Origin of the sequence: Serratia sp. SSNIH1, from assembly GCF_002935055.1 — a bacterium.
GTDB lineage: Bacteria > Pseudomonadota > Gammaproteobacteria > Enterobacterales > Enterobacteriaceae > Serratia > Serratia nevei.
In genome coordinates this window covers 1,931,936-1,953,784 of record NZ_CP026383.1, presented here as the reverse complement: position 1 = coordinate 1,953,784, position 21,849 = coordinate 1,931,936, and the positions used below count along the sequence as shown (strand labels likewise).

Annotated in this window: 16 protein-coding genes; 1 reads left to right on the top strand and 15 read right to left on the bottom strand. The window is 63.8% G+C overall.

Annotated features, from left to right (window positions below; translation table 11 throughout):
- Window position 1 precedes the first annotated feature (1 nt).
- The 14 genes from urtD to trpS all read right to left on the bottom strand — a co-directional run bounded on the left by urtD (window position 2) and on the right by trpS (window position 19,433).
- Window positions 2-808 (bottom strand): urea ABC transporter ATP-binding protein UrtD, encoded by an 807-nt coding sequence (gene urtD / locus C3F38_RS09410; RefSeq protein WP_033637599.1) that lies wholly within the window; start codon window positions 806-808, stop codon window positions 2-4.
- A complete protein-coding gene (gene urtC, locus C3F38_RS09405; protein ID WP_016928582.1) occupies window positions 805-1,881 on the bottom strand; it encodes an urea ABC transporter permease subunit UrtC in 1,077 nt (358 codons plus the stop codon). Before urtC ends, urtD begins: the two co-directional genes overlap by 4 nt.
- Window positions 1,881-3,461, bottom strand: a complete 1,581-nt coding sequence (urtB, locus tag C3F38_RS09400; protein ID WP_038880099.1) for an urea ABC transporter permease subunit UrtB — start codon at window positions 3,459-3,461, stop codon at window positions 1,881-1,883. The genes urtC and urtB overlap by 1 nt, the downstream gene beginning before the upstream one ends.
- 56 nt (window positions 3,462-3,517) lie before the next feature.
- The gene (gene urtA / locus C3F38_RS09395) at window positions 3,518-4,786 is read right to left on the bottom strand and encodes an urea ABC transporter substrate-binding protein (protein WP_038880098.1); all 1,269 of its coding nucleotides are present in this window, start codon (window positions 4,784-4,786) and stop codon (window positions 3,518-3,520) included.
- A 26-nt stretch (window positions 4,787-4,812) separates the two neighbouring features.
- Window positions 4,813-5,532: a GntR family transcriptional regulator gene (locus tag C3F38_RS09390; RefSeq protein ID WP_038880441.1), complete on the bottom strand. Its 720-nt coding sequence runs from the start codon at window positions 5,530-5,532 to the stop codon at window positions 4,813-4,815.
- A gap of 14 nt (window positions 5,533-5,546) precedes the next feature.
- Window positions 5,547-9,167: an urea carboxylase gene (gene uca / locus C3F38_RS09385; RefSeq protein ID WP_055316038.1), complete on the bottom strand. Its 3,621-nt coding sequence runs from the start codon at window positions 9,165-9,167 to the stop codon at window positions 5,547-5,549.
- Window positions 9,160-10,998, bottom strand: coding sequence for an allophanate hydrolase (atzF, locus tag C3F38_RS09380; RefSeq protein ID WP_038880093.1), 1,839 nt, complete (start codon window positions 10,996-10,998; stop codon window positions 9,160-9,162). The genes uca and atzF overlap by 8 nt, the downstream gene beginning before the upstream one ends.
- 223 nt (window positions 10,999-11,221) lie before the next feature.
- Complete coding sequence (locus C3F38_RS09375; protein WP_055316037.1) at window positions 11,222-13,789, bottom strand: putative mucin/carbohydrate-binding domain-containing protein; 2,568 nt, start codon at window positions 13,787-13,789, stop codon at window positions 11,222-11,224.
- Between the two features lie 177 nt (window positions 13,790-13,966).
- Window positions 13,967-14,431 (bottom strand): DUF1456 family protein, encoded by a 465-nt coding sequence (locus tag C3F38_RS09370; RefSeq protein WP_004939471.1) that lies wholly within the window; start codon window positions 14,429-14,431, stop codon window positions 13,967-13,969.
- Between the two features lie 231 nt (window positions 14,432-14,662).
- Entirely contained in the window at window positions 14,663-15,562 is a 900-nt protein-coding gene (gene phnE, locus C3F38_RS09365) for a phosphonate ABC transporter, permease protein PhnE (RefSeq protein WP_038880087.1), read from the bottom strand.
- Window positions 15,559-16,422: a phosphonate ABC transporter, permease protein PhnE gene (phnE, locus tag C3F38_RS09360; RefSeq protein WP_047728296.1), complete on the bottom strand. Its 864-nt coding sequence runs from the start codon at window positions 16,420-16,422 to the stop codon at window positions 15,559-15,561. The genes phnE (C3F38_RS09365) and phnE (C3F38_RS09360) overlap by 4 nt, the downstream gene beginning before the upstream one ends.
- Window positions 16,423-16,500: 78 nt before the next feature.
- Complete coding sequence (gene phnD / locus C3F38_RS09355; RefSeq protein ID WP_019454696.1) at window positions 16,501-17,433, bottom strand: phosphonate ABC transporter substrate-binding protein; 933 nt, start codon at window positions 17,431-17,433, stop codon at window positions 16,501-16,503.
- 41 nt (window positions 17,434-17,474) lie between these two features.
- The gene (phnC, locus tag C3F38_RS09350) at window positions 17,475-18,308 is read right to left on the bottom strand and encodes a phosphonate ABC transporter ATP-binding protein (RefSeq protein WP_038880081.1); all 834 of its coding nucleotides are present in this window, start codon (window positions 18,306-18,308) and stop codon (window positions 17,475-17,477) included.
- 117 nt (window positions 18,309-18,425) lie between these two features.
- Window positions 18,426-19,433, bottom strand: a complete 1,008-nt coding sequence (gene trpS / locus C3F38_RS09345) for a tryptophan--tRNA ligase (protein WP_047728299.1) — start codon at window positions 19,431-19,433, stop codon at window positions 18,426-18,428.
- A gap of 290 nt (window positions 19,434-19,723) precedes the next feature.
- Here trpS and C3F38_RS09340 point away from each other — a divergent pair, with 290 nt between their 5' ends.
- A complete protein-coding gene (locus tag C3F38_RS09340; RefSeq protein WP_038880075.1) occupies window positions 19,724-20,599 on the top strand; it encodes an NAD(P)-dependent oxidoreductase in 876 nt (291 codons plus the stop codon).
- Between the two features lie 137 nt (window positions 20,600-20,736).
- On the opposite strand, the gene C3F38_RS09335 is transcribed toward C3F38_RS09340, so the two are convergent.
- Entirely contained in the window at window positions 20,737-21,840 is a 1,104-nt protein-coding gene (locus C3F38_RS09335; protein WP_055315534.1) for a suppressor of fused domain protein, read from the bottom strand.
- Between the last annotated feature and the right edge of the window lie 9 nt (window positions 21,841-21,849).

Genomic DNA, 21,849 nt, shown 5'->3' with positions numbered 1-21,849 from the left:
CTCAGCGCCCCAGATATACCTCAATCACCCGTTCATCGGCCTGCACCTGCGCCAGCGATCCTTCCGCCAGCACCTGCCCCTGGTGCAGCACCGTCACGCGATCGGCAATGGTTTCCACAAACCCCATATCGTGTTCCACCACCATCAGCGAATGCTTGCCCGCCAGCTCGCGGAACAGTTCGGCGGTGTAGTCGGTTTCGGCGTCGGTCATGCCGGCCGCAGGTTCGTCGAGCAGCAGCAGGTGCGGTTCCTGCACCAGCAGCATGCCGATCTCGAGAAACTGTTTCTGCCCGTGGGACAACAGCCCGGCGGGCCGGTGGCGTTCATGCCCCAGCCGCAGGATCTTCAGCATCTCGTCGATGCGGTCGCGCTGTTCGCTGCTCAGGCGAGCGCGCAGGCAGGCCCACACCGATTTGCGGGTTTTCTGCGCGATCTCCAGATTTTCGAACACCGTCAGCGCCTCGAACACCGTCGGTTTTTGAAACTTGCGGCCGATGCCGGCGTGGGCGATCTGCATCGGCGCCAGCCGGGTCAGATCGACGGTCTGATCGTAAAACACCCTGCCGCTGTCCGGCCGGGTCTTGCCGGTGATCACATCCATCAACGTGGTCTTGCCGGCACCGTTGGGGCCGATCACGCAGCGCAGTTCGCCGACGCCAATGCGCAGCGACAGATCGGTCAGCGCGCGAAAACCGTCGAAGCTGACGTTGACGTTGTCGAGCTGCAGCACCGGATCGGTTTGCTGCCGGTATTTATCCGCCGGCAACGGGTGGGTAAACAGCTCGTCGGTCACTTGCATCGCTTTCATGAGGTTTTCCTCCGGCGCAGTAGGCCGATCACCCCTTTGGGCAGAAACAGCGTGACGACGATAAACATCAGGCCGAGGAAGAACTGCCAGTATTCGGGAATGGCCATGGTGAACCAGCTCTTGGCGCCGTTGACGATGCCGGCGCCGAGCAGCGGCCCCACCAGCGTGCCGCGCCCGCCGAGCGCCACCCAGATGGCGGCCTCGATCGAGTTGGTCGGCGACATTTCGCCGGGGTTAATGATGCCGACCTGCGGCACATAGAGCGCGCCGGCCAGCCCGCACAGCACCGCCGACAGCGTCCAGACGAACAGCTTGAAACCCTTCGGATCGTAGCCGCAGAAGGTCAGCCGGTTTTCCGCATCGCGCACCGCGGTCAGCACCCGGCCGAATTTGCTGCGCGCCAGCGCAAAGCCGATGGCCAGGCTGGCGGCCAGCAGCAGCACCGTCGCCAGGAACAGCGCTACCCGCGTGCCGGCGGCGGTGATGGGAAAGCCGAGCAGCGTGGTGAAACCGGTAAAGCCGTTATTGCCGCCGAAGCCGGTTTCGTTGCGAAAGAACAGCAGCATGCCGGCATAGGTCAGCGCCTGGGTCATGATCGAGAAATACACCCCTTTGATTTTCGAGCGAAAGGCGAAGTAGCCGAACAGGAAGGCCAGCAGGCCCGGCACCAGCACGATCAGGCACAGCGCCCAGGCGAAATGCTGGGTGCCGCTCCAGAACCACGGCAGCTCATTCCAGGAGAGGAACGCCATAAACGCCGGCAGCCCGTCGCCCGCCGCCTGCCGCATCAGGTACATGCCCATGGCGTAGCCGCCGAGCGCGAAGAACAGCCCGTGGCCGAGCGACAGCAGCCCGGCATAGCCCCACACCAGATCGAGCGCCACCGCCACCACCGCGTAGCACAGGATCTTGCCCGCCAGCGTCAGGGTATAGGTGGACACCGCCAGCGGATGATCCGCCGGCAACAGCGTCATGAACGGCATCACCAGCAGTGCCAGCAACGCCAGCCCGCCGATGCTCAACGCCAGCCGGGGCGCTTTCTGCACGCCGGTTACGGTCAATGGTTGGCTCATCAGTCAATCACCCTGCCCTTGAGGGCGAACAGCCCCTGCGGGCGCTTTTGAATAAACAGAACGATCAGCACCAGGATCAGGATCTTGCCCAACACGGCGCCGATCTGCGGCTCGAGGATCTTGTTGACGATGCCGAGGCCGAAAGCCGCCGCCACCGTCCCCGCCAGCTGACCGACGCCGCCGAGCACCACCACCAGGAACGAATCGATGATGTAACCTTGCCCCAGCTCCGGCCCGACGTTCCCCAACTGCGACAGCGCCACCCCACCGAGCCCGGCGATGCCGGATCCCAGCCCGAAGGCCAGCATGTCCACCCGCCCGGTGGGCACGCCGCAGCAGGCCGCCATCGCGCGGTTTTGCGTCACCGCGCGCACGTTCATGCCGAGCCGGGTCTTGTTCAGCAGCAGCCAGGTCATCGCCAGCACCAAGAGCACGAACGCGATCACCGCGATGCGGTTCCACGGCAGCACCAGGTTCGGCAACAGCTGCACGCCGCCCGACAGCCACGCCGGGTTGGCGACCTCGACGTTCTGCGCCCCGAACAGCACCCGCACCAGCTGGATCAGCACCAGGCTGATGCCCCAGGTGGCCAGCAGGGTTTCCAGCGGCCGGCCGTACAGGTGGCGGATCACCGTGCGCTCAAGCAGCATGCCGATCCCGGCGGTGATGGCGAACGCCACCGGCAGCGCCGCCAGCGGGTAGAGCGCCAGCCACTGCGGCGCAAACTGCTGAAACAGCCCCTGCACCAGGTAGGCGGAATAGGCGCCGAGCATCAGCATTTCGCCGTGCGCCATATTGATGACGCCGAGCAGGCCGTAGGTGATCGCCAGCCCGAGCGCCGCCAGCAGCAGGATCGAACCGAGCGACAGGCCGCTGAACGCCTGGCCGAGCAGATCGCCGATCATCAGGCGGTGCTGCACCTGCTGCAGGCTGCGTTGCGCCTCGGCGCGCACCGCGGCGTCCGGCTCGTGGGCGGCGTCGGTCAACGCTTGCAGTCGGGCGCGGGTTTCCGGCTCGCCCGATTCGCCCAACAGCCGCACCGCATTGAAACGCACCTGCGGATTGCCGTCGGTCAGCTGCAGGTTAGCCAGCGCCAGGCTCAGCGCCTGATGCACCTGCGGGTCTGTTTCCCGCGCCAGCTGCCGAGCCAACAGCGGCAGCTGCTCGCCGTTCGCTTCGCGCTGCAGCGCGCTCGCCGCCTGCAGCCGCACCGCCGCGTCCGCGCTGACCAGCCGCTGCGCCGACAATGCGTTGGCAATCAGAATGCGCAGCCGGTTGTTCAGCCACACCTTCTTCAGTTCGCCAACCGGTGCCGCCTCGCCCTCGAGCGGCAGATAGCGATCGCCCTGGCGGATAAAGGCGCGCTTCGCCCCGTCGATCGCCACGGTTTCCTGCTGCAGCCCCTGCAGCAGCGGCAGGCGCGCGGCGTCCGGCTCGGCCGCCCAGGCCTGCAGCAGTTTGGCCTGCTGCGCACGGTTGGCCGCCGCAAACTCATCGGCCGGCCCGGCCTGCACCAGCAGGGGCCAGGCGCACAGCAGCCACAGCCCGACGCGCAGAGAAGATAAAAACGGAGATTGCATCAGCTGCCTCTTCTGTTGGGCCGGCGGGCGTTGGGCCGCGCCGGCGCTGAGTGACGTTACTTGCCGCCCTTCACCGGGTAATCCGGCTTCTTGTCGTTGCCGGCGATATACGGGCTCCACGGCTGCGCGCGCACCGGCGCTTCGGTCTGCCACACCACGTTGAACTGGCCGTTGCCTTCGATCTCGCCAATCATCACCGGCTTGTGCAGATGGTGGTTGGTCTGGTCCATGGTCAGCGTGAAGCCCGACGGCGCGGCGAAGGTTTGCCCGGCCATCGCGGCGCGCACCTTATCGACGTCGGTGGTGCCGGCCTTTTCCACCGCCTGCGCCCACATGTGGAGGCCGACGTAGGTCGCCTCCATCGGATCGTTGGTCACCGCGGTGGCGTAATTCGGCAGGTTGTGCGCCTTGGCGTAGGCTTTCCACTGGCTGACAAACTGCTTGTTGGTCGGGTTATCCAGCGATTCGAAGTAGTTCCAGGCCGCCAGGTTGCCCACCAGCGGTTGGGTGTCGATGCCGCGCAGCTCTTCCTCGCCGACCGAGAAGGCGATCACCGGCACGTCGGTGGCCTTGACGCCTTGGTTGGCCAACTCTTTGTAGAACGGTACGTTGGAGTCGCCGTTGATGGTGGAGATCACCGCCGTGTTGCCGCCGGCGGCAAACTTCTTGATGTTGGCGACGATGGTCTGGTAATCGCTGTAGCCGAACGGCGTGTAGACCTCTTCGATATCCTTGTCCTGCACGCCTTTGCTGTGCAGGAAGGCGCGCAGGATCTTGTTGGTGGTGCGCGGATAGACGTAATCGGTGCCCAGCAGGAAGAAGCGCTTGGCGCCGCCGCCGTCCTCGCTCAGCAGGTATTCCACCGCCGGGATCGCCTGCTGGTTCGGTGCCGCACCGGTATAGAACACGTTCGGCGACATCTCTTCGCCTTCGTATTGCACCGGGTAGAACAGCAGCCCGTTCAGCTCCTCAAACACCGGCAGCACCGACTTGCGCGACACCGAGGTCCAGCAGCCGAACACCGCCGCCACCTTATCCTGACTCAGCAGCTGGCGCGCCTTCTCGGCGAACAGCGGCCAGTTGGAGGCCGGATCCACCACCACCGGCTCCAGCTTTTTGCCGAGCACCCCGCCTTTGGCGTTGATCTCGTCGATGGTCATCAGCGCCACATCCTTCAGCGGCGTCTCGGAAATCGCCATGGTGCCGGAGAGCGAACTCAGAATGCCGACCTTGATGGTGTCGGCGGCCTGCGCGCTCCAGGCCAGGCCCAGGCCGATAGCGGCGGCGGACAGCGCAAAAGCTTTGATAAAACGACGACGTTGCATAGTTCAAACTCCTGATGTGTGTGAAATCAAAATCGTTGCGCCGAGCGCGCGGGCTGCTGGGCCCGCGCCTGATGCAACATGTGCAGCGTTATTTTTCGTACCTCTGCCTTGCTGACGGCGATATGCTCGCCGAGCAGCGCTTGCGCCGCCCCGCTTTGTCGCTGCAGGATCGCCTGCAAAATGGCGGCGTGTTCGCGGTAGGTGGCGTCCACCCGCGCCTGCTGGGTGAAATCAAGCCGGCGAATGATGCGGATCTTTTCGGTCAGCTCGCGGTGAATGCGCGCCATCTCGCCGTTGCCCGCCGCGGCCACCAACGCCTGATGAAACTGCTCATCGTGCTGCGACACCGCCTGGCCGTCCGCCAGACGCGGCGCTTCTGTCCAAAAACGGTTCAGCGCCGCCAGCGCGGCCGGCGTTTCCCCGGCCGGCCATTCGCACAGCCGTTTCACCGCCTCTTGTTCCAGCACGATGCGCAGGTCGTACAGCTCTTCGAAGTAGGCGAAGTCGAACGGCCGCACCTGCCAGCCGCTGCGAAACAGCACCTCGACATAGCCTTCGCGCTCCAGCCGAAACAGCGCCTGACGCACCGGCGTGCGGCTGGCCGCCATACGCTGCGCCACGTCGCTTTCGCTGAAGCGATCGCCCGGCAGCAGGCGAAACTCGAAGATGTCGGCCTTGAGCTGCAGATAAATGCGCTCCGCCAGCCCCTCAGGCCGCGCCTTGTGCTCCCCGTTGGTGATTTGCATCATCGCCCCTCCGTTCAGACCGCTTTTTCCAGCCACAGCAGGGCGTCGCCCGGCCCGACCGGCCGCCCCTGCCGGCAGCTGATGCGTTTGACGATCCCGGCGCGCGGCGCGGTGACCGCCAATTCCATCTTCATCGCCTCGACCACGATCAGCGGCTGCCCGGCCGCCACCGCCTGCCCCGGCTCCACCAGGATCTTCCACACGCTGCCGTTCAGATCGGCGCTGACCAGATCGCCGTCGATGGCGTCTTCTTCCTCCGGCGGCAACAGCTGCGCCTCGGCCTCGTCGTCATCGCTGCGCCAGCGCGCCACTTCGGCGCTGAACGCCTGCTGCTGGCGATGCTGGAAGTCGGCGATCGCCTCCGCGTTGTCGGCCAGGAAATCGGTGTAGGCAGCGAAGTCGAATTCGCTCTCTTCGATGCGCACCTGCATGCGCCCTTCACGGAACGCTTCGCGCTGTTCGTCCAACTCTTGCTCACTGACCGGGTAGAAGCGCACCTGATCGAAGAAGCGCAGCAGCCAGGGCTCACCGGCGGTGAACTGCGGGTTTTTGAGGAATTTGTTCCAGATCGGCAGCGTGCGCCCCACCAGCTGGTAACCGCCCGGCGAATCCATGCCGTAGATGCACATGTACATGCCGCCGATGCCGACCGTCCCTTCGGCGGTGTGGGTGCGCGCCGGGTTATATTTGGAGCTCAGCAGGCGATGGCGCGGATCGAGCGGCACCGCGCAGGGCGCGCCGAGGTAGACGTCCCCCAGCCCGAGGATCAGATAGCTGGCGTCGAACAGAATGTCGCGTACCTGTTCGCGTCGGCTCAGGCCGTTGATGCGCTGGATGAAATCGACATTGTTCGGCAGCCAGGGCGCCGAAGCGCGCACCGTCTGCTGATAGCGATCCACCGCGCCCAGCGTGGCCGAATCCTCGAACGCCATCGGCAGCCAGACGGTGCGCGTCGGCACCTTCAGGCGGCTGACGTCCCCCAGCGCCCGTTCGCGCGCCAGCAGGCGCTGCAACAGGTCGGCCTGGCTTATCAGCCGGCTGTCGTAGCGGATCTGCAGCGAACGCACGCCCGGCGCCAGCTCCGCCACGCCCGGTATCGCCTCCTGCCGCAGCGACTGCATCAGCAGATGGATGCGCAGCCGCAGCGCCAGATCGAGCACGTTGTCGCCGTACTCCATCAGGATGTAACCGTCCCCCGCCTGGCGATACACCACCGCCGGGCGCCCTTCCGCCGCCGGCAGCGCCGCCAGCACCGCGGCGGAAACGGTCTCCGCCGGGGCCAGATCCGGCGGCGGCAGGGTGATGGCCTTCACTGCCGCCAGCGCTTCGATGCTGCCAAGCTGTGCCTGCTCCAGCGACTGCGCCTGGCGAAAGCCGATCGGATGGAACCGGATGCGGTCGCCCGGCTTCACCTGCCCCACTTTCCACAGCTCGGCCTTGGCGATGGTCACCGGGCAGACGAAGCCGCCGAGGCTGGGCCCGTCGCGGGTCAGGATCACCGGGAAGTCGCCGGTGAAATTGATCGCGCCGATGGCGTACTCGCAGTCGTGCACGTTGGAAGGATGCAAACCGGCTTCGCCGCCGTCCTCTCTCGCCCATTCGGGCTTCGGCCCCGCCAGGCGCACGCCGAGACGGTTGGAGTTGTAATGCACCTGCCAGTCGGTAGCGAAGAAGGCCTCTATCGATTCGGCGGTGAAAAAGTCCGGCGCGCCGTGCGGCCCGTACAGCACGCCGATGTGCCACTGGTCGCCGTAGTGCGGGATCAGGCTGTCGTCCATCGCCTGCGGCGCGGCGATCGGCGCCGGCGTGGTGCTGGCGGCCAGCGCCGGTTGGGCGAGCGCCAGCATGTCCGCCACGCGCAAGGTGCGCCCGGCATGGCCGCCAAACTGCCCGAGCGCAAAGGTGGAGCGGCTGCCGAGATACACCGGCACGTCAAAGCCGTTGCGTACCGCCAGATAGGTGCGGCAGCCGTGCGTGGCGCGCCCCAGCGTCAGCACCTGCCCGGCCCGCACCGCGATCGGCCGCCAGTAAGCGACCGCTTCGCCGTCCAAATCGGCCGGGCAGCTGGCACCCGTCAGCGCGATGGTGGCGTCGCAGTGAAAGCGCAGCGTCGGCCCCTGCAGGGTAAACTCGAGCCCGGCGGCCGCCGGGTGGTTGCCGACGATGCGGTTGGCCAGCCGGAACGCGAAGTCGTCCATCGGCCCGGATGGCGGCACGCCGATGTCCCAATAGCCGAGACGGCCGGGATAATCCTGCACGCTGCTGTAGGTGCCGGGTTGCAGCACTTCGAGGCAGTGCGGCTGGAAACCCACATCGTCCAGCAGGCGCGTCCAGACCTCGCCGCGCTGAAATTGCGGCGTGGCGATCACCTGCCGCAGATAGTCGAGGTTGGTGGCGATGCCGTGCAAACGGGTCGCCGCCAGCGCCACGCGCAGTTTTTCCAGCGCCTGCTCCCGATCCGCGCCGTGCACGATCAGCTTGGCGATCATCGGGTCGTAAAACGCCGAGACTTCGCTGCCGGTCGCCACCCAACCGTCGAGGCGCACGTCGGCGGGGAAATGCACCTCGGTCAGCACGCCGGGGCTGGGCTGGAAGTTCTTCAGCGGGTCTTCGGCGTAGAGGCGCACTTCAATCGCCACACCCTGCGGCGCGCGTTGCAACGCCGCCCAATCCAGCGCGTCGCCCGCCGCCACCTGCAGCATGCCTTCGATCAGATCCAGGCCGGTGACCATCTCAGTGATCGGATGCTCGACCTGTAAGCGGGTGTTCACTTCCAGGAAGTAAAACTCGTCGCGCGCGGCATCGTAAATGAATTCCACGGTGCCGGCGCTGCGGTAATTCACCGACTCGCCCAGCGCCACCGCCGCCCGATGCAGCGCCTGGCGGGTCGCCGCCGGCAGGTGTGGCGCCGGGGTTTCTTCCACCACCTTTTGGTTGCGGCGCTGCAGCGAGCAATCGCGCTCGCCGAGCGCTACCACCCGCCCCTGGCCGTCGCCGAAAATCTGTACCTCGACGTGGCGCGCCCAATCGACGAAACGTTCGATAAAGGCGCCGGCGTCGCGGAAGAACTGTTCTCCCAGCCGTTTGACGCTGTCGTAGGCGTCGCGCAGCGCCGCCTCGTCGTCACAGCGCGTCAGGCCGATGCCGCCACCGCCGGCGGTGCTTTTCAGCATCACCGGGTAGCCGATGCGCCCGGCGGCGGTAACCGCCTGCTCAACGCTCTCCAGCAAGCCGGTGCCCGGCGTCATCGGCACCCCGGCCAACGCCGCCAGCTCGCGCGCCCGGTGCTTGAGGCCGAACTCGCGGATCTGCGCCGCCGTCGGGCCGATAAAGGCGATGCCCGCCGCCTCGCAGGCTTCGGCAAACTCGGCGCTCTCGGACAAAAAACCGTAGCCGGGGTAGATCGCCTGCGCGCCGGTGGCGGCGGCGGCCGCAAGGATCTTGTCGATGCGCAGGTAGCTGTCGGCGGCCTTGTCGCCGCCGAGCGCCACCGCCTTATCGGCTTCGGTGACGTGCGGCGCATTGCGGTCGGCGTCGGAATAAACCGCCACGCTGGTGACGCCCAGGCGTTTCAGGGTACGAATGGCGCGGCAGGCAATTTCGCCGCGGTTAGCAATCAGTACGGTATTAAACATGTTCGTGCCCCTTAAGGCTGGCGACATAAGGCTGCCAGCCGCCAAACTCAGTGATATCCGTGGCGCCTTCCAGCGCCCAGGCTTCGCAGATAAACCCCTTCACCCGCCGGCCGTCCGCCAACAGCAGCGTGCCGATGCCCAAGGGCGCCGGGATTTCCGCCACAAACTCGCCGAAACGGGCCAGCGGGATGTCCCACAGCTCAAGACGGATCGCCGCTCCCTGCGCCACGCGCGCCAGCCCCGGCTTCGGCGGCTCGGTATCAGCCAGCGCGTAGAGGCGGTAACAGGGGGCGGTGACGGTTTGCTCCACCCGCACCGCGTCGCGCTGCGTCAGCTGGACGTTGAGCGGCATACCGCTGAGGTGAGCGCCCACTACCGCCAGACGCACGTGTCCCGAAGACGGCGCCGGCGCGGGCTGCGGCGGCAGTGCCCGGCCGGTAGCCCCGAGCGGTAAGGCGCTTTGCCGTTGCCAGCGCAGGCCAAACGCCGCCAGCGCCCGGTCATGCCAGGCGGGCGCAATCAGGGTGATGCCCGCCGGCAGACCGTCTTCGCGCAGCGGCCCCGGCAACGCCAGCGCGCTCAGATCGGCCAGGTTGGTGAAATTGGTGTAAGTGCCGAACTGCGAATTGAACAGCACCGGCTCCTGCGCCATCTCCGCCAGGGTGCGGATAGTGGGCGCGGTCGGCACCACCAGTGCGTCGAACGGTGCCAGCCGCTGGGCGATTTGCCGCGCCAGCTCGGCGCGCAGGTATTCCGCCTTGTAGGCGTCGCAGGCGCTGTAGCCCAGGCCGTTGCCGACGATGCCGCGCACCACCGGGTCGATAGCCTGCGGACTCGCTTCCAGCACCTGCTCAATCGCCACCGTGCGCTCCGCCACCCAAGGGCCGTAATACAGCTGCTCCGCCAGGGTGCGAAACGGCGCGAAATCGAGGGGTTCCAGCGTGGCGCCGCCCGCCTGCAGCTGCGCCAGCGCACGGTGAAACGCCCGCTCGGCCTGAACGTCACCGAAAAACTCCAGCTGGGCGGGGATGGCGAAACGCGGCGCGGCGGGAATATCCGCCGGCGCGGTATGCGGATCGAGGCGGGAATACGGATCTGCTTCGTCAAAGCCGCTCGCCAGTTCCGCCACCTGCGCCGCATCGGCCACCGTCAGCGCGAAGACCGACACCGTATCGTTCAACCTGCAGGCCGGCACCACGCCGCGGTTGGACAACCGGCCCTTGGTCGGCTTCAGCCCGACGATGTTGTTGAACCCGGCGGGCACGCGCCCCGATCCGGCGGTGTCGGTGCCCAGCGCGAACGGCACCAGGCCGCGCGCCACCACCGAGGCGGAGCCGGAGCTGGAACCGCCGCTGACGTAGCGGCTGTCGAAGCTGTTGACCACCGCGCCATAAGGTGAGCGGGTGCCCACCAACCCGGTAGCAAACTGGTCGAGGTTGGTTTTACCGAGGGCGATCGCTCCGGCGGCGCGCAGGTTGGCGACCACGGTGGCGTCCGCCGCAGCCTGATAGGTGAACGCCGGGCAGGCGGCGCTGGTTGGCCAGCCGCCGACGTCAATATTGTCTTTGATGGCGAAGGGCACGCCGAACAGCGGCAGGCGACTGAGATCGCCGTCGACCGCCGCCAGCAACTGCGCGAGCTGCCGATACTGCTGCTCGCGCTGCGCCGGCGTGGCGAGATACAGCCAGGCGTTATCGTCCGGGTTCAGCCCGGCGATCAGCGTTTCGATCGTCGCGCTGACGCAGGCGAGGCGCTCGCCCGCCGGACGGGTTTGATAATGGTGCTGCCATTCACTGAGGGTAAAACCGCACGCTTCAACAGGGTCGCTCATCGGCTGAATTCCATCTGGTACACAAGATGGGATTCAACAGAGCAACCGGCGTGCCAATTTTTAATCTCATGATTTCAATAAATTATAATTAAAACTTATGACAGCGACGGCGAGCGGCCTGCACCAGCGGCGCGCAGCGGGAGAACAAAAAGAGTGCAATGGCGGGATGACACAGAGGGAAAACCGGGGCGACGACACTCGCCGCCCCGGAGGCCGATGGGGATCAGTCGTTAATGCGTTTCAAACCGACCGGCGTAATGCAATAGGTCTGTTGCTTGCCCTTCTCCGCCAGCCGTAGGTGCTGCATTTCGTTGACGATCGCCAGGCGGTTGTCCGGTTCTTCATGCCGCAGATGGATTACCTCACCGCCGTAACCCGACAGCGGCAACACCCAGGTTTTGGCCGGTTGATTCTGGCTGCCGATGACGTCGTAACTGAGCAAGGTGTTGCCGTCCGCATCCGTCACGCTGAGAAAGGCGTAGCTGTCGGCAAAGTAGTGGTGAGCAATCCCCGCCGCCAGCGTGACAGTGACGGTTTTCTTCACCAGATCGATGGCGCCGGTCAGGAACTGGCGATCGCCAATCCCTTTGCACGCCACGGTAAACGCATTGCCGACGTTAGCGCCCGGCGGCGTATTGTCGGCCGGCAGGCAATCCCGATAGGTCGCCAACAGTGACTCGCGCTGCGGCTCGGCAAAGGCACCGATCGCCAGATAAATATCATCCTTGAACGACGACGATGACGCATAGTAAGCCGGCAACAGGCGACGTAAACGCTGCGCCGCCTGTTCCAGGCGCGCCAGCAGCGCCTGCTCGGGATCGCCGGGCAACGCCGGGTTTTTCAGGCCGCTGGTTTCGATACGCAGCACGTTGGTTTCGTTTTTGTTATCGATGATGCCGGCCGCCGGCGGATTCAAACGCACCCGGCTCGGCTCCACATGGTAAATCTCGATGTCATCGCCCTCGGCAAACGGCAGCTCGTCATGACTTAACGTAGCCTGAGTGCCCTGAATCTCCTTGCTGAAGCGCACCGCGCCCTGCCGATCGCGCAGCATCACCCGGGCATAGGTTTCACCGGGGAAGTAGGCGTGCGGCATGGTGCTGGTCACGTCAACCACCACCGCGCCTTTGGCGCGATCGACGACCACGGTGGCGAAGAGCGCATCGCTCAGGCCCAACAGATTGATCTCCTGCGACACGATCGGCGAAGCGGCTTTGCGCTCAAAACGAAGCGTCACCGCATTTTTCCCCTGTTTCACCGTCAGGTATCCCGCCGTCGGCCGATATTTGCGATCTTTGCCGGTCGGCAACCGCAAGGTATACACGCCGATCGGCAGCGCAGTCAGGGCCAGGGTCGGCGCGTCGATACGAACTTTGTGGGCATAGCGCGCCCCTTCCATCAGGATCAGGTCTTCACCGTAGATCTGCGCAAAGTCATCGATATCCAGACTCAGGGTGACGTCGCCTTTCAGCCCGCTGGCCTTGAGCTGGCAGGAGTCGACCAGCCGCAGCGAGGAATCCAGTTTCAGCTGCGCCTGCACCGCCGACAGACTCTGCGCGTCCACCAGTTGATAGAGCGGATACACCACCTTGGCGTGGCTGAACACATTGCGATCGCGCTGCGCTTGGGTGATCATGCCGCCGGTCAGCTCGACGAACGGCGTCACGTCGATCTGCTCGCCGGCCGCGGCGAAGCTTGCCGACAGCAGATCCAGCAAGGCATGTTCGGACGGCACGAAGCCCGGCGTGTTGCAGCTTTTGCGATATTGCTGATTAAAGTGCGTGAAGGCGTTCTTGCCTGCCTTGTCGACCATCAGCATCGCGAAGAACAGCTTGGAGCGCAGATCCCACTGGTTGAGCGGCGTGCCCTGAGCGATCAAATCGATGATTTTCTTCTCGACGCCGGCCGCGTTGCCGTAGTCATACAGCCACCCCTCCTGGTATTTGCGTTCCCCCAGCATCACGTCCTGATAGCAAGCGGCATAAATATTGTTCCACATCTCACCGGTGGAGAAATATTTGTCGCCCATAAAATGCCCCTGATAGCCGTGCGCGATCTCATGCAGGCTGCCCCAGTTGCTGTCTTTCGGCGTCAGCCAGAAGCTGCTGACCGAGTTGCTGGTTTCCGCCGTCCAGCGGCCGCCGTAATACGCGGCGCCGGCGCCGTGCTTATCGGCCTTCATAAAGTAGCGGTTGCGAATATTGCGATCGGATTCGTGTTCAGCCTCGAACGAGACGCCGGTCAGCGCATTGTAGAAAGTGAAAATGCGATCGTAGTAGGCGATCAGCCCGTCGATGTTTTTCGCTTCGCCCAGCGCCTTCAGCGCCGGTTTACTGATTTTCGGCACCAGCAACACCGCGTACTCCGCATCGACCAGGGCAAACTCGGCGTCCCGGTCGTCCCAACGGGCAAAGAATGCGGCTTCGTTTTCGCCACGGCGATAAACCGGCAGCGCTTTCGCCGTGTCCGGGTACTCGAACTCCAGCGCCGGCTCGCCCTGCCCATACGGCGTATCAATGAACGGCACCGAGACGGCGTTGACCTGGGCCTCGACCCAGCTCGCGCCGACGCTGAATTCCGCCTCCGTTTTGCTGTCGTCATTTAGCAAGCGCAGCGTTAACTTGCCGGTAAACGCCGCGTTGGTCTGACGTACTCGCAGCACTTGCCCGGCGGCGAGAATGATGCCCAGGTGCTGGCGATCGTGATCGATACCTTTGCTCATGCCCGCCGCATCCAGCCAGACCGGCCGGGTCAACGTGTAAAGTGATTGGGTTTTCGTGATGGTTGGCATCCTGCTTTCCTCATGGTTTGGGTGATTGAATTGACCATGAAAAAGTAACCGGAGGGGCGGCCCGCCCTCCATCAATGGCGGATGGCTGAGGGCCTGTACAACAACGATGGGCGGGAGAGCGGCAATAAAAAAGGCGCAACCTTGCGATTGCGCCCGATGTTCGGTGAACGCTGTGCGTTACTCGCCGCGAACGCGCTGCGCCAGCCCTTTGAGGAAGTAGCGCAGCATCTGATCGCCGCACGGGCGGTAGTTCTTGGTGCCTTCTTTGCGGAACAGCGCGCTCAGCTCCGGCTTGGAGATGCGGAAGTCCACCGCGGTGAAGATCTGGTGCATGTCGGTGTCTTTCAGCTCGAACGCCACGCGCAGCTTTTTCAGCACCAGGTTATTGGTGATCGGCAGCTCAACCGCCGGCGCCGGGAACTTGTCGTCCTTGCCGCGCTTGAAGAACACCAGGCCGTTGAGAAAGTGCGCCATCACTTCGTCCGGGCACTTCTCGTAGCCCGGCTCGCCTTCTTTGATCACGTAAGCGTCCATCGCCGACACCGCCACCTCGAAATCGTCCAGTTTGATAATCTCGACCATTTTGGCGTTGTTAATGCTCAGCATATAGCGCACGCTGCGCAGCACGTCGTTGTTCATCATGGGATTGCATTGCCTTTACTTGTCTAACGGGGACGTGCGCATTGTAAAAAAATGCCCCATACCCAAAATAATTGGAGTTGCATCGCGGCGGCAAATTTGTAAGCCCCCGGAGCATAGTTAACTATGTGACCGGGGCGCGCAAATGCAGCCAACAAAGAGGCAGCTCCAAGTATGACGGGTATGGCCGCACACCTTGAATGTGCGGCAGTATAGGGATCGGCAAGGGGTTTCTCAATCGATTTGACTTTTTTGCTGATACAGCGGGATGTCTTCGCCGATGATGTACTTGTTGCGCAGCATCGACGAGACCTTATCCATGATCATCACCACCACCACCAGGATCAGGGTGATGAACATCACCACGTCCCAGTTCCACAGCCGCATGTTTTCCGCGTACACCAGGCCGATGCCGCCGGCGCCGACGAAGCCCAGCACCGCCGCAGAGCGGGTGTTGGACTCGATCTGGTACAGGCTGAGCGCCAGGAAGGTGGGGAACGATTGGGTGAAGATGCCGTAGCGGTGCTTCTGCAACCCGTTGGCGCCTACCGCCGTCAGGCCGCGGCTGGGGGATTTGTCCACCGCCTCGTGCCCTTCGGCGTAAAGTTTGCCCAGCAGCCCGACGTCCTGCATCACGATCGCCAACACCCCGGCCAGCGGCCCCATGCCGACGGCGCGCACGAAGATCAGCCCCCAGATTGCCATGTCGATACCGCGCAGCACGTCCAGCAAGCGGCGCACCAGCACGGAGATCGGCCGCAGCAGCGGCGTCGACATCACGTTGCGCGCGGCAAAGAACGACAGCGGCAGCGCGATCAGCGACGCGGTGATGGTGCCGGCAAACACGATGGCGATGGTGATGCCGATCTGCTGGAAGTAGTACATGAACGGCCAGTTGACGAAGTCATGCCAGACGAACATGCGCAGGAAATAGCGCCCCAGCTGCTGGCAGCCGTTGATAAACTGCGGCCAGCTAATGCCGAAGACCAGGAAGAAGAACACGTAATACAGTACGATCGCCAGCGCGATCAGGCCGACGGTGCGCAGGTAGCGCCCCTGCTGCGCGAAGATCGCCGGATGCTGTTGTTTCAACTGGCGCAGCGTTTCCGCCGACGCCGGAGTGCCCGCTGTCATTTTGCCCCCTCCACCACGCGCTTGCGCAGCTCGCCCGACACGTAGTCGAGCACGGAAACCACCACGATGATCAACAGCAGCGTCATGCTGACCTGATCGTAGCGGTCGAGTTTAATGTTGGTCATCAGCTCCTGGCCGATGCCGCCCGCGCCCACCAGCCCCAAAATGGTCGACTGACGGAAGTTGATCTCCAGCCGCATGAAGCTGTAGGAGAGAAACACCGGCTTCACCTGCGGCCACAGGCCGAAACGCATGCGCTGCAGCGGCGTGGCGCCGCAGGCCGCCAGCCCGCGCACCGGTTTGTTGGAGGCGGTTTCGATCGATTCGTAGAACAGCTTGGTCAGGCTGCCGATGGTGTGCAGCGCCAGCGCCAGGAAGCCGGGAATGGCGCCGATGCCGAACGCCATCACGAACATCACCGCCCACGCCAGCTCCGGCATGGTGCGCAAAAACGCCACCAGCGTGCGGATCGCCAGCCGCACCGAGGCCGGGGTATAGGTATTGCCGGCCGCCAGAAACGCCAGCACGGTCGCCACCAGCACCGAGAAAATGGTCGCCGCCAGCGCCAGCTGCAGGGTCTCCCAGATCAGCGGCAGCTGGATATTCAGACGGTAACCCCAGTAGGCCAGCGAGCCCTCGGTGCGCCCGTCGGCGAACAGCAGAGGCCAATGCAGCGTCGGAATGGTTTCGGCCAGGTAGTCGAAGAAGTGCGGAATAGACACCCAGACGGTGTGCAGGTTGAACTCGGCGAGGTTGCCGGCGCCCAGGTACAGCACCACCAGCCCGAGCGACCACAGCAGCGCTTCGCGCTTTTGCTTGCTGCGGATCCGTTGGTAATAGTGTGCGAAATCGGTATTCAAAAGAGGTCTTCCATCTTTATGGAACAAGGGGTTCAGCACGCTGAACCCCTTCATTCGGACGGCCGAGGCAGCCGGGAATTAACGGTCGCCTTTGGTCAGCTCGCGCTTCATATCGATGATGTTCTGGTATTCCGCCAGGGTGGTGTCACCGATGTGCTGTTTGCCGCCCATCGCTTTGATAAAGCACTGGTGATCGTCTTTATCCAGCTTCTTGATGGCGGTGACCACTTTGGCCTTGAAGTCGGCCGGCAGCGAGTTGCTCACCAGGATCGGGCCGTTCGGGATCAGCGGCGACTGCCAGATGATGCGGATCTGTTTCATCAGGTCCGGGTGATCCATGCGGATCATGCGGGTGAACGCGCCGCTGGTGTAGCCGGTGTTGTAGTCGCCGATCATCGACGCCCAGGTCACCGCGCCTTCGAACTGACCGTTCAGCACGCCGAGGATGTCCTGCTCGTGGCCGCCGGAGAAGGTGACGCTGGAGAAGGTGTTGTTGTATTTGTTGTCGACCGTGCCGCCGAACAGCTTTTTAAACGCCTGGTTCGGGATCAGGAAGCCGGAGGTGGAATCCGGATCGGCGAAGCCGATGGCCTTACCTTTCAGGTCTTCCAGTTTCTGGTACGGACTACCGGCCTTCACCACCACCACCGAGTGGTAGCCGCGCGACTGGTCGACGTCGTCGACCGCGATGCCGACGATGTCCACCGCTTTCGGATCCTTGATGTAGACCGAAGCGAACGACGACGGCGACATGCTCAGCACCAGGTCAATCTTGCCGCCCAGCAGGCCCTGGATCACGCCGGAATAGTCGGACGAGTTGCGCAGCTTGGTATCGACGTTCAGCTCTTTATCCAGGAACTGCTTCACGCACTGGTTATCGCCGATCTGCTGGGTGGCGTTCTGGCCACCGAGAATGCCCAGGTTCAGCTCTTTCGGCGCATCCGCTGCGGCAGCATTAAATACCATCATCGCGCCGGCCATCAGGGTGGTCAGACTCAATACTTTTTTCATTAGGTGTGCCTTGTGTGTAAAGGGTAAAGGTCAAAAGTGCTTCAATGGATCTGATTGGCTTCTTCGCCATACAGCTGGTGCAGGATCCGTTCGTTCAGTTGCGAAGGATGCCCGTCAAACACGATCTTCCCGTGGGCGATGCCGATCACCCGCGAGCAATACTCTTTCACCAGTTCGACCGAGTGCAGGTTCACCATCACCGCGATGCCGTCTTCGCTGATTTTTTGCAGCGCGTCCATGATGCGGCGGGTGTTTTTCGGATCGAGCGACGCGACCGGCTCATCGGCCAGCAGGATTTGCGGGTTTTGCATCAGCGCGCGGCAGATGGCGACGCGCTGCATTTGGCCGCCGGAGAGGTTCTCGGCGCGCTGCAGCGCGTGCGGCAGCATGTTGAGCCACTGCAACAGCTCGATGGCGCGAGCGCGGTCGGCGTCATCGAACAGTTTGAAGAAGGATTTCAGCGTGGAAGTGTGGCTCAGACGGCCCAGCAGCACGTTGGTCATCACGTCCAGCCGCGGCACCAGGCAGAAGTCCTGGAAGATCATGCCGCAGCGCGCGCGCCACTGGCGCATCTGGCGGCCGGCCAGCTGAGCGATATCCTGCGCCGCGCCATCGTCTTCGAAGTGCAGCATCTCGCCGCAGCTGGAAGGAATGGTGCCGTTCAGGGTGTGCAGCAGCGTGGACTTGCCCGCGCCGGAACGGCCGATCACCGCCACGAATTCGCCGGCGTGCAGATCGAAATTGATGTCATCCAGCACGCGCTGCTGCGCTTTGTAGGCCTTGCCGAGTCCCTTTACCGATAATACTTTGCGGGATGCGGCGGCGTGCTGCCCTGGAAAGTCGTGCTGTGCCAATTTTAACAGTGCCTGAGCCATATGATTTCTCTGGTTTCAGTGGCTAATCATTATGGGCACCTATTAACGGATAAGTTTATGACAGTGGGATGATCGTTTTATGGCCGGGGCGTGACGCGTGCCGCCCCGGCGTTCGCCTCACGCCAGGGTGAAGAAGTCCAGCCCCAGCGCCGTCTTGACCTGCTGCAGCGTCTGTTGGCTGACCTGATGCGCGCGGCGGGTGCCGTGCTGCAGGATGCGCGTCAGCTCGCCTTTATCGGCGATGAATTCGGCGCGGCGGGTGCGGATCGGCTCAAGCAGGCTTTGCAGACAATCCTCCAGCAGCCGTTTGATTTTCACGTCCCCCAACCCGCCGCGCCGATAGTGCGCCTTCAGATCCGCCACCAGCGCGGCGTCTTCGCAGAAGGCGTCCAGGTAGGTGAACACCATGTTGCCCTCCACCCGGCCGGGATCGCTGACGTTGAGATGGCCGGGGTCGGTGAACATGCTCATCACCGCCTTGTGCACCTCGTCGGCGCCGGCGCCAAGCTGGATAGCGTTGCCGCGCGATTTCGACATCTTGCCCTGCCCATCCAGCCCCGGCAGACGCCCGACGTTGCTCAACAACGGCTGGCACTCCGTTAATATCGGTTGGCCGACGATGTGGTTGAAACGCCGCACGATCTCATTGGTTTGCTCCAGCATCGGCAGCTGATCCTCGCCGACCGGCACGTGGGTGGCGCCAAAGGCGGTGATGTCCGCCGCCTGGCTGACCGGATAAATCAAAAAACCGGCCGGCAGGCGGCGGGCGAAATCCTTCTCGGCGATTTCGTTTTTCACCGTCGGGTTGCGTTCCAGCCGCGCCACGCTGACCAGATTGAGGTAGTACATCGTCAGCTCGGCCAACGCCGGCAGCGCCGACTGCAGGCAGATCGTGGTCTTGTGCGGATCGATGCCCACCGCCAGATAGTCGGCCACTACATTTAGCACGTTGGCGCTGATTTTTTGCGGGTTGTTGCCGTTGTCGGTCAGGCCCTGCAGATCCGCCACCATCACCGTTTGGTTATGCTGGTGCTGCAGTTCGACGCGCTGGCGCAGCGAGCCGACGAAGTGGCCTAAATGCAGTGGGCCGGTGGCGCGATCGCCGGTAAGAATGGTGTAGCTCATGACAGTGCTCCTGAAGGTCTGTAGACCGCCGGATCAACGCCACAAAAAATAATGCCGCCAAACCGGCGGCATTAAAAAGAGATGTGAATACTCGTGCCGCCTCAGAAGGGGCGCCACCATGACTGATTGTGGGTGGAGTGCATCGATATATTCATGCCATCAAGGTATACCCGCAGCGACAGCGCGTCAATAGCCCGCCGCCGGCGCGTAAGACGGCGTTACACTCCGGCATTTGCGTTCCTGGCCTGACGCGTTAGGGTAAAATCTTCAACCTGAAAAAGGAGCGCATGATGAAGATCGGATTTGCCGGACTGGGTGGGATGGGCAGCGCCATGGCGGCCAACCTGTTGCAGGCGGGCTTCGCCTTAACGGTATGGAACCGCTCGCCGCAGGCGGCGCAGCCGCTGGTGAGCGCCGGCGCGCAGCAGGCCGAACGGCCGGAACAGCTGGCCGATGCCGACGTGCTGATCACCATGCTGGCCGACGATGCCGCCACGCAACAGGTGGTGGTCGACAGCGGGTTGCTGCAACGGATGAAACCGGGTGCGCTGCATATTAACATGGCGACCATCTCAGTCGAACTCGCCAAGCGTTTGACGGCGCTGCATGCAGAACACGGCATCGGCTATCTCGCCGCGCCGGTGCTGGGGCGGGTCGACGTGGCCGCCGCCGGCAAGCTGAATATTCTGGCGGCCGGCGATAGCGAGCTACTGAAGCAAGCGCAGCCGCTGTTCGATGCCCTCGGCCAGAAAACCTGGCACTTCGGCGCCGATCCGGCGCAGGCCAACGTCGTCAAAATCGCCACCAACTTTACGCTGGCCAGCGCCATTGAAGCGATGGCGGAAGGCAGCGCGCTGGTGCGCAACTACGGCGTGTCCGGGGCCGACTACCTGCAGATGCTGAGTAGCACCGTCTTCGCCGCCCCGGCCTATCAGGGCTATGGCGCGCTGATCGCCGCCGAGAAGTATTCCCCCGCCGGATTCCGGCTGGCGCTGGGGCTGAAGGACGTCGGGCTGGCGCTGGCCGCCGGGGCCGACAGCCATACGCCGATGCCGTTCGCCGGGGTGCTGAAAGACAACTTCCTCGACGCGATGGCGCAGGGGGATGCGGATCTGGACTGGGCCGCGCTGGCCAAGGTGGCGGCGCGGCGGGCGGGCCTCAAATAACGAACGGGGGCCTCGGCCCCCGTTTTTCCGTTCTCAGAACACGATGTCCGCCGGCGGCGGCGTAAACAATCCTTCCTGCACATCGATAATCAACAGCGTGGTGGGCATGGCGGCTCCCGAAGAGAAGATAAGTGGCGTCAGCACACCGGCTGGCGCGGGCGGAAAATATGGTCGACGCCCTGCTCACGCAGCCGGTTCACCAGATCGTGCCCGCCGTTCGGCGTGGCGTGCGCCAGCTGCCGCTCGGCGGTAAACACCGGGCTGGCCCAGAACAGGTTCACCGGATCGCCGTACTGCTGCGGCAGAGCCAGGTGCGCGCTATGCGGGTAGAAGGACGACGATAAAATATAACCCTCGTAGCCCAGCGGCGCCACGTCCGACTCCAGCGTATGCCCTTCGCCGATCCAGGTCAGCCGCGCCCACGGCGCGTGCGCGAAACCGGCCAGCGCGCTGGCCATCTGCACCGCGTTGTCTTCGGTCATGTATTGACTGTCGATGGCGATCGCCATCTCCATGCGGCGATAGCGCGAAGCCTCGTCGTTGAACAGGATCTCCACCCACGGCATCGGCCGGATGCTCACCCCCATGGTGAGGAAGTAATAGATGCCGTCGCGCTCGTGCTGGGTGATGGCCATCGGTGGCCACTTGCCCTGATCGATGGCGTAGTACTTCACCGAAGGGCCAAAATGCAGCTCATAGCGCGCCTGAAAATCGCGCTGCATCTTCGGCCACGGATTGCCCTCTTCACGCTGCCAGCTGCGCCAGAACTGGCGGGTGCTCTCCGCCTGCGCATACTGGGTGTTGGTCGAGGCCGAGCCGAGCGGATAAGCCAACGGGCTCTCCTTGATACAGCTGGCGGAATAGCACACCGAATGGTCGATATACAGGCTCCAGCCGGGGATCACCGCCAGCAGTTGGCCGTAATACCACAGGGCCGCGCCGTCGTCGCTTTCGCTCCACACCACCATCAGCCCTTCCGGGTTGAGCGGCGCTTCGCCTTCCAGGTTGCGGCAATACTCCGCCGCCAGCATCGGCGGCTGCCCTTGTTCCAGCGCGGCGCGATCTTCCTGCAGCGGCGCGGCGGCCAGGTTGCGCAGCCAGCAGGCGCGAACCTGATAGCGATCGCTGTAGGCTTCGGCGGGATAAATGTAAAAATAGGCTGCCCGGTGATCTTGCTGAACCACCGCAACCAGCGTCTGGTTCTCATTGCTGACTTCAGCAAGTACGTATGACTCGTTCATATCACCTCA